The organism is Pseudomonas sp. GM78, assembly GCF_000282475.1.
Taxonomy (GTDB): Bacteria; Pseudomonadota; Gammaproteobacteria; order Pseudomonadales; family Pseudomonadaceae; genus Aquipseudomonas.
In genome coordinates, this window is the sequence record NZ_AKJF01000149.1 from 1 (window position 1) to 7,330 (window position 7,330).

General features: G+C 62.4%; 7 protein-coding genes and 1 pseudogene. 1 reads left to right on the forward strand and 7 read right to left on the reverse strand.

Features of this window, described 5'->3' with window-relative positions; all coding sequences use genetic code 11:
* Positions 1 to 142 precede the first annotated feature (142 nt).
* From PMI35_RS08115 to PMI35_RS08105, 3 genes are all read right to left on the reverse strand, one after another.
* Positions 143 to 1,393 (reverse strand): OprD family porin, encoded by a 1,251-nt coding sequence (locus PMI35_RS08115; protein WP_008063272.1) that lies wholly within the window; start codon positions 1,391 to 1,393, stop codon positions 143 to 145.
* 167 nt (positions 1,394 to 1,560) lie between these two features.
* On the reverse strand, positions 1,561 to 3,210 hold the full coding sequence (locus tag PMI35_RS08110) for a cation acetate symporter (protein ID WP_008063273.1): 1,650 nt from the start codon (positions 3,208 to 3,210) through the stop codon (positions 1,561 to 1,563).
* Complete coding sequence (locus tag PMI35_RS08105; RefSeq protein WP_008063274.1) at positions 3,207 to 3,536, reverse strand: DUF485 domain-containing protein; 330 nt, start codon at positions 3,534 to 3,536, stop codon at positions 3,207 to 3,209. The genes PMI35_RS08110 and PMI35_RS08105 overlap by 4 nt, the downstream gene beginning before the upstream one ends.
* Before the next feature lie 392 nt (positions 3,537 to 3,928).
* Between PMI35_RS08105 and PMI35_RS08100 the strand changes: the two genes are divergently transcribed.
* Entirely contained in the window at positions 3,929 to 4,885 is a 957-nt protein-coding gene (locus PMI35_RS08100) for a LysR family transcriptional regulator (protein ID WP_008063275.1), read from the forward strand.
* A 9-nt stretch (positions 4,886 to 4,894) separates the two neighbouring features.
* Here PMI35_RS08100 and pqqE read toward each other — a convergent pair whose 3' ends face one another.
* The 4 genes and pseudogenes from pqqE to PMI35_RS34180 all read right to left on the reverse strand — a co-directional run.
* On the reverse strand, positions 4,895 to 6,049 hold the full coding sequence (gene pqqE, locus PMI35_RS08095) for a pyrroloquinoline quinone biosynthesis protein PqqE (RefSeq protein ID WP_443217070.1): 1,155 nt from the start codon (positions 6,047 to 6,049) through the stop codon (positions 4,895 to 4,897).
* On the reverse strand, positions 6,042 to 6,317 hold the full coding sequence (gene pqqD, locus PMI35_RS08090; protein WP_008063277.1) for a pyrroloquinoline quinone biosynthesis peptide chaperone PqqD: 276 nt from the start codon (positions 6,315 to 6,317) through the stop codon (positions 6,042 to 6,044). The genes pqqE and pqqD overlap by 8 nt, the downstream gene beginning before the upstream one ends.
* On the reverse strand, positions 6,314 to 7,066 hold the full coding sequence (pqqC, locus tag PMI35_RS08085) for a pyrroloquinoline-quinone synthase PqqC (protein WP_008063279.1): 753 nt from the start codon (positions 7,064 to 7,066) through the stop codon (positions 6,314 to 6,316). Before pqqC ends, pqqD begins: the two co-directional genes overlap by 4 nt.
* 138 nt (positions 7,067 to 7,204) lie before the next feature.
* Positions 7,205 to 7,330: pseudogene (locus PMI35_RS34180) on the reverse strand (pyrroloquinoline quinone biosynthesis protein PqqB); the annotation flags it as partial.

Here is a 7,330-nt window from a genome sequence, read left to right on the forward strand (position 1 = left end):
GGCAAAGCCTTTTGCTTCCTTTTTGGCGTTTGAAAAAGGGAGTCGCCGTAAGGGCGAAACCATAGGTGGCCGTTACCGCAGCAATGGATATGCCCCCCCAATCTCTATACAACCCCATGCCTAAGCGATCAGCAGGGGGGATTTACCAGAGTGCCAGGGTATAGCTGAGGATCAGGCGGTTCTCATCCAGATCACTGCCAAAATGGCTCGAACGCACCGTCGCGTTGCGCCATTTCACCCCGACATTTTTCAGCGGCCCGCTCTGCACGACATAGCCAATGTCGGTATCCCGTTCCCATTCCTTGCCCTCCGGGCGGTTGCCGCCCAGGTCGATGTTGTCGCCGGTAAGGTAGCGCGTCATGAATGTCAGGCCCGGTACGCCAATGGCCGCAAAGTTGTAGTCGTAGCGAGCCTGCCAGGACTTTTCGTCCTTGCTGGCGAAGTCGCCGATCTGCACGAAGTTCACCAGGAAGGCGTCGGTGCCGTTGACGTAAGCGTAGCCGGTGTCGCCGCTCATGCCTTGATAACCCAGGCCCAACGCATGCCCGCCGAGGTTATAGGTGAACATCGCGCCAATCGCGTTGTTGTCGACATTGCTGCCGCCATCATCCGTTGAACGGGCAAAGCGCAGATCCGTCTTCAGCGACTGGCCGGTGGTCACTGGCAACACGTAGGTCAGGTTGACCAGGTGCTGGCTGTAGAAGTTGTCGAGGTGACCGTAGCTGTAGCCGGTGGCAAGGTTGCTGGTCCATTTGTAGTTCAGGCTGGCGAAATCGAAGCTGTCGCTGTCGACATGCCGTGTGGTGATGCCCTTGGCGCCGGTCCGGGTGATGCCCATGTCCTCGTAGTCCGAGGAGTCGCGCTGGTTGACCTGCGTCAGTCGTCCGGCATCCACGGTCAGGCCTTCGAGTTCCAGCGACGTCAACTGACCGCCCTTGAAGGTTTGTGGCAACAGCCGTGAATCGTTGGCCAGTACCGTCGGCAGTTTCGGCAGCAGCGTGCCGAGTTTCAGCGTGCTTTTGGAGGCGCGCACTTTGGCGGTCAGGCCCAGTTCGCCATACTCGTCCTGCGCACCTTTGCTCGTGTCGCGATGGCGTTTGAGCAAGCCGGAGCCTGCGCGGTCAGGGCTGGAGTCGAGCTTCACGCCGAGCAGCCCGATGGTGTCGAAACCGACCCCGATCAAACCTTCGGTGAAGCCCGATTCATAGCGCAGCAGGAAGCCCTGGGCCCATTCCTCTTGTTTGGATTGGGCGGCGCCTGCCTGGCGATAATCCCGGTTGAAGTAAAAGTTGCGCAGTTCCAGGCTGGCCTTGCTGTCCTTGACGAAGTCCGCATGGGCCTGGGTGGCAAGGCTGCTGCCGGCGAGGACTAGAGTGAAAAGGGTCGGCTTCATGTTTGTCTCTTGTTGTTATGGACAAGCCGATCCCGCACTGGCCAGTGCCAGTGGAGGGAAGGCTGGTTGACGGAGCCCTGGCCGGACGGCGCAGGGCGAGAGTAAAAAAGCGCGAAGCCAAGGGGCGCACTCGCGCCCGGGGCATTGGCCCCGGCAAAACTGCAGCGTCAGTGACTGCTGGCCATGGCAGCGCCCAGGCCGGTCTGGGCGCGGACGAACTGATCGGCATAGGACGCGCGTTCACGGTCGGCGCGCTCGCTGCGGTCCAGCCTGGACACGACCACTATGACCAGGAAGGCCAATGGCATGGAGAACAGTGCCGGCTGGTCGTAGGGGAAGATCGCCTGGGCATGGCCCAGTACACCGACCCACACCGACGGCGAACCGATGACCAGCGCCAGGGCGCTGACCAGGCCGGTCAAGCCGCCGTAGAGGGCGCCACGGGTGGTCAGGCCACCCCAGTACATGGCCATGATCAAGACCGGGAAGTTTGCCGAGGCGGCAATGCCGAACGTCAGGCCGACCAGGAAGGCGATGTTCTGGCCTTCGAACAGAATGCCCAGGGCGATCGCGACAATGCCCAGGCCGATGGTGGCGATGCGCGACACGCGCATTTCCTGCTTCTCGTCGGCCTTGCCCTTCTTGAAGACCGAGGCATAAAGGTCGTGGGAGATGGCCGAGGCGCCGGCCAGGGCCAGCCCGGCCACCACTGCCAGGATGGTGGCGAAGGCAACGGCGGACAGGAATCCGAGAAACAGGTTGCCGCCCACCGCCTTGGCCAGGTGCATGGCCACCATGTTGCCGCCGCCGATCATCGCACCGCCGAGCTTACCGTCGACGTAGTACTGCGGGTCTGTGCCGACGATGACGATGGCGGTGTAGCCCAGGATGCAGACCACGAGGAAGAAGAAACCGATGAACACCGTGGCGAACAGCACCGATTTGCGCGCCTCCTTGGCATTGGGCACGGTGAAGAAACGCATCAGGATGTGCGGCAGGCCGGCGATGCCGAAGACGAGGCCCAGGGACAGTGACACCGCGTTGACCGGATCGGCCAGCAAGGTGCCCGGGCCCATGATCTGCACGCCGCTGGCGTGCACCGCCACGGCCTGGGCCGACAGCGTCTCGAAGCTGAAGCCGAAGCGGCTCAGGGCCATCAGCATCAGGGTCGTGCCGCCCGCCAGCAGCAGGACCGCCTTGGTGATCTGCACCCAGGTGGTCGCCAGCATGCCGCCGAAGATTACGTAGACCAGCATCAGCAGGCCGACCACCACCACCGCCGTGCGATAGTCGAGGCCGAACAGCAGTTTGATCAGCTGGCCGGCGCCGACCATCTGCACCACCAGGTAGCAACACACCACCGTCAGCGAACCGAGAGCGGCGAAGCTGCGCACGCGAGTCTGATCCAGGCGCAGGGAGACGATGTCGGCGAAGGTGTAGCGGCCCAGGTTGCGCAGGCGCTCGGCCATCAGGAAGGTGACGATGGGCCAGCCGACGAAGAAGCCGATGATGTAGATGAAACCGTCATAGCCCTTGGTGAACACCAGGCTCGAGAGGCCCAGCAACGTGGCTGCAGACATGTAGTCGCCGGCGATCGCCAGGCCATTCTGGAAACCCGTGATACCGCCTCCGGCGCTGTAGAAGTCGGCAGCGGAACGCGTGCGGCGGGACGCCCACCAGGTGATCAGCAACGTGGCGAGGACGAAGACGAAGAACATGCCAATGGCATGCACGTTGAGCGGTTGCTTCTCGGTGGTGAGGGGGGCGGCGTTGGCCAGCAGGGGGCTGAGGGCGAGCAGGGCGGCTAGGCGTTTCATGCGCGGGTCTCCTGCAGGATCTGCGCGCTGAGCGCGTCGAATCGGGTATTGGCGGTGTGCACATACCAGGCGGTCAGCAACCACGACAGCAAGATTATCGCCACGCCAATCGGGATGCCGAGGCTCAGGTGACTGCCGTCGTATAGTGGCAGGTGCAGCCAGGCAGGTGCGAAGGCCACCACCATGATGAAGCTGTAGTAGACGGCCAGGACCGCGGCGCTCAGTGACCAGGCCAGCAGCGAACGTTGGCGGGTGAGGCGCTGGAAGTTGGGATTGGCCCTGACCAGGGCGCAGATCTGGACATGGTTCGGATGGTCAGTCGTCATGGTGAGGCTCCGCTTTTTTAATTGTTGTTGTATGTCGGCCTTTTGAGGGGCGTACGGGTACCCGGGCGACGTTCCGAAGCGGAGCGTCACCTGAGTGCTGCTGGTGTCGTTGCTGCCCTGGCGATCTTCCGGAGGCGAGGGGAGGTTGATGGCACTCATCGGGTGCCGACAGGGTGCCCGCCGCATGAGTTCACGGCGGGTGCGAATGCGACATTTTGCGTTGTCGCGCAGCTGCCTTTTTTCGCCTTGAAAACAGGCTTTTTACCCTGCATTCAGGCCGTCAGCCCTGATTGAAAAAAGGGCCTTTCCGGTTGCGAAACGTTGCTGGTAAAACCAGGCTGGATGCGAGTATATGTTGGCTAATTTCCAATAAGAATCGGCAGAAAAGCCTGATGAATATGCAAAATCGCACAACGCAAAACCAGGTGAACTGGGACGATATGCGCTTCTTCCTCGAGGTCGCCCGTGCGCGCACCGCCAGTGGCGCTGCACGCCGTCTGGGGGTGGACTACACCACGGTGTCGAGGCGCATCCGCGCCCTTGAGCAAAGCCTTGGCGCACTGCTTTTCGAGAAGTCCCGAGCGTCGGGTTTTGTCATGACGGTCGAGGGGCAGCGCCTGATCAGTCACGCTGAAGCGCTGGAAAGTACGCTGTTGGCAGCCTGCGAGCAGGTATCGGGAACCACCGGGGGGCTAGCCGGGCATTTGCGCATCGGCTGTACCGAGGCCTTCGGCTCCTGCTTCATCACCACGCAGATGAGCCATTTCATCATTCACTATCCGCACATCTCGGTGGACATCCTGCCGGTCCCGCACTTTATCAACCTGTCACGGCGCGAGGCGGACATTGCCATCACCCTGGAGCGTCCCGAGCGCGGTCCCTATGTGTGCTCGCGCCTGTGCGACTACCGCTTGCGCCTTTACGCGACACCTGCGTACCTGGCCAATCATCCACCGATTACCCGAAGCGAGGATTTGGCGAGCCACCCGTTCGTGACCTACGTCGAGGACCTGGCCTTCAGCTTCAAGCTGCTCTACCTGAACGACCTGTTGCCCGGCGCGCACAGCCGCCTGCGCAGCACCAGCGTGGTCTCCCAGTACCATGCGGCTTTGGAAGGGCGTGCGCTGGCCATTCTGCCCTGCTTCCTCGCCGGTCCCGATCCGCGCTTGTGTGAGGTGCTGCCGGATCAGGTAGAGGTCACCCGACAATTCTGGATGTACTACAGCGAGGATCTGCGCAAGCTCAAGCGCATCACCCTGGTCGCCGATTACCTGCGCGCCTGCGCAGAGCTCAATCAGCCGCTGCTGATGGGCGAGTCCCGGGCGATGGCGTACCTGCCGTCGCCCTGAGTATTGGCTTCAACCGACCTTGACGATCAGCCGTGAGTTTCGTTCATTGCGAAAGGCCAGTTGTTCAATGGTCTGGGTCGCGTGCTCCGCCTCTTCGCGGGCCTTGAGGATCACGCCGTGATGAGGCGACTTGCTGCACACCGGGTCGGCGTTGCTCGCATCCCCCGTAAGCATGAACGCCTGGCAGCGACAGCCGCCGAAGTCCTTTTCCTTCTCGTCGCAGGAGCGGCACGGCTCGGGCATCCAGGCGTAGCCGCGAAAGCGGTTGAAGCCGAACGAGTCGTACCAGATGTGCTGCATGCTGTGGTCGCGTACGTTGGGAAACTGCACCGGCAGCTGGCGGGCGCCGTGGCAGGGCAGCGCGGTGCCGTCCGGTGTGACTGTCAGGAAGATGCTGCCCCAGCCGTTCATGCAGGCTTTCGGGCGTTCTTCGTAGTAGTCCGGCGTGACGAAAATCAGCTTGCACGGATGCCCTTCGGCTTCCAGCTTGGCGCGGTATTCGTTGGTGATGCGCTCTGCACGAACCAGCTGTTCCCGGGTCGGCAGCAGCCCCACCCGGTTGAGCTGCGCCCAGCCGTAGAACTGGCAGGTGGCGAGCTCGACGAAGTCGGCTTCCAGGGCGATGCACAGCTCGATGATGCGGTCGATCTTGTCGATGTTGTGCCGATGGGTCACGAAGTTCAGCACCATCGGGTAGCCGTGGGCTTTCACGGCGCGGGCCATTTCCAGCTTTTGCGCGAAGGCCTTTTTCGAGCCCGCCAGCAGGTTGTTCACCTGCTCGTCGCTGGCCTGGAAACTGATCTGGATGTGGTCGAGGCCGGCTTGCTTGAAGTCGCTGATTTTCTGCTCGGTCAGGCCGATACCGGAGGTGATCAGGTTGGTGTAGAAACCCAGCTGGCGCGCCTCGGCAATCAGCTCGGCAAGGTCCTGGCGCACCAACGGCTCACCGCCGGAAAAGCCCAACTGCGCCGCGCCCATTTCGCGCGCCTCGCGGAACACCTTGATCCACTGTTCGGTGCTCAATTCCTTGCCCTGCTCGGCAAAGTCCAGCGGATTGGAGCAGTACGGGCATTGCAGCGGGCAGCGGTAAGTCAGCTCGGCCAGCAACCACAGCGGCAGGCCGATCTCGGGTGTGGGCGGGACTTGCCCTGATGAATCAGGCAAGTTCGATCCAGTGCTGCGCACGGGCAACCTCCATGAATTGCTCGATGTCGTCACCAAGCTCAGGGACGCCGGGGAACTGCCGGTCGAGCTCATTGATAATCGCGGCGACATCACGCTCGCCATCGATCAAACCGCCAATCAGCGCGGCGCTTTCATTGAGTTTAATCATGCCTTCGGGATACAGCAGCACGTGGCCTTTCTGCGCCGGTTCGTACTGGAAACGGTAGCCAGAGCGCCAGGTCGGGGTCTTGCTGCGATCGAAACTCATAGGGTGATTCCTTTATGCCAGACCCGTTGTTCGGTCACGCTGTGATACGGCGGGCGATGGAGTTCGTAGGCCATGCTCATGGCGTCGAGCATGCTCCAAAGAATGTCCAGTTTGAACTGGAGAATTTCCAGCATGCGCTCCTGGCCTTCCCGGGTCGTGTAGTGCTCGAGGGTGATGGCCAGGCCGTGCTCGACATCGCGTCGCGCCTGGCCCAGGCGCGTGCGGAAATATGCGTAGCCGGCGGGGTCGATCCACGGGTAGTGCTGCGGCCAGCTGTCCAGGCGCGACTGGTGGATCTGCGGGGCGAACAGTTCGGTCAGCGAGCTGCTGGCGGCTTCCTGCCAACTGGCGCGGCGGGCGAAGTTGACATAGGCGTCGACGGCGAAGCGCACGCCGGGCAGCACCAGTTCCTGGGAGCGCAATTGGTCCGGGTCCAGGCCCACCGCCTGGCCCAGGCGCAGCCAGGCTTCGATGCCGCCGTCTTCGCCGGGGGCACCGTCATGGTCGAGCAGGCGTTGAATCCATTCGCGGCGGATCTCGCGGTCCGGGCAATTGGCGAGGATGGCGGCGTCTTTCAGGGGGATGTTCACCTGATAGTAAAAGCGGTTGGCGACCCAGCCCTGGATCTGCTCGCGGGTCGCCCGGCCTTGGTACATCGCCACGTGATACGGGTGATGGATGTGGTAGTAGGCGCCCTTGGCGCGCAGGGCGGCTTCGAATTCGGCGGGGGACATGGGGGTATCGGTCATTGCTTTCTCCGGGTGCAACCGGTGGATTCTTCGGTGTCTGGACCGGCCTCATCGCCAGCAGGCTGGCTCCCACAGTGGGTCGCATTCCCCTGTGGGAGCCAGCCTGCTGGCGATAGACCGCGCAGCGGTCTCGATGACCTACAACACAATACTCATGCCGTCATACGCCACTTCAACCTGGCGCCGCTCCAGTTCCGCGCGCTGCGGCGAATCCTCGTCGAGAATCGGGTTGGTGTTGTTGATGTGGATAAGCACCTTGCGCTG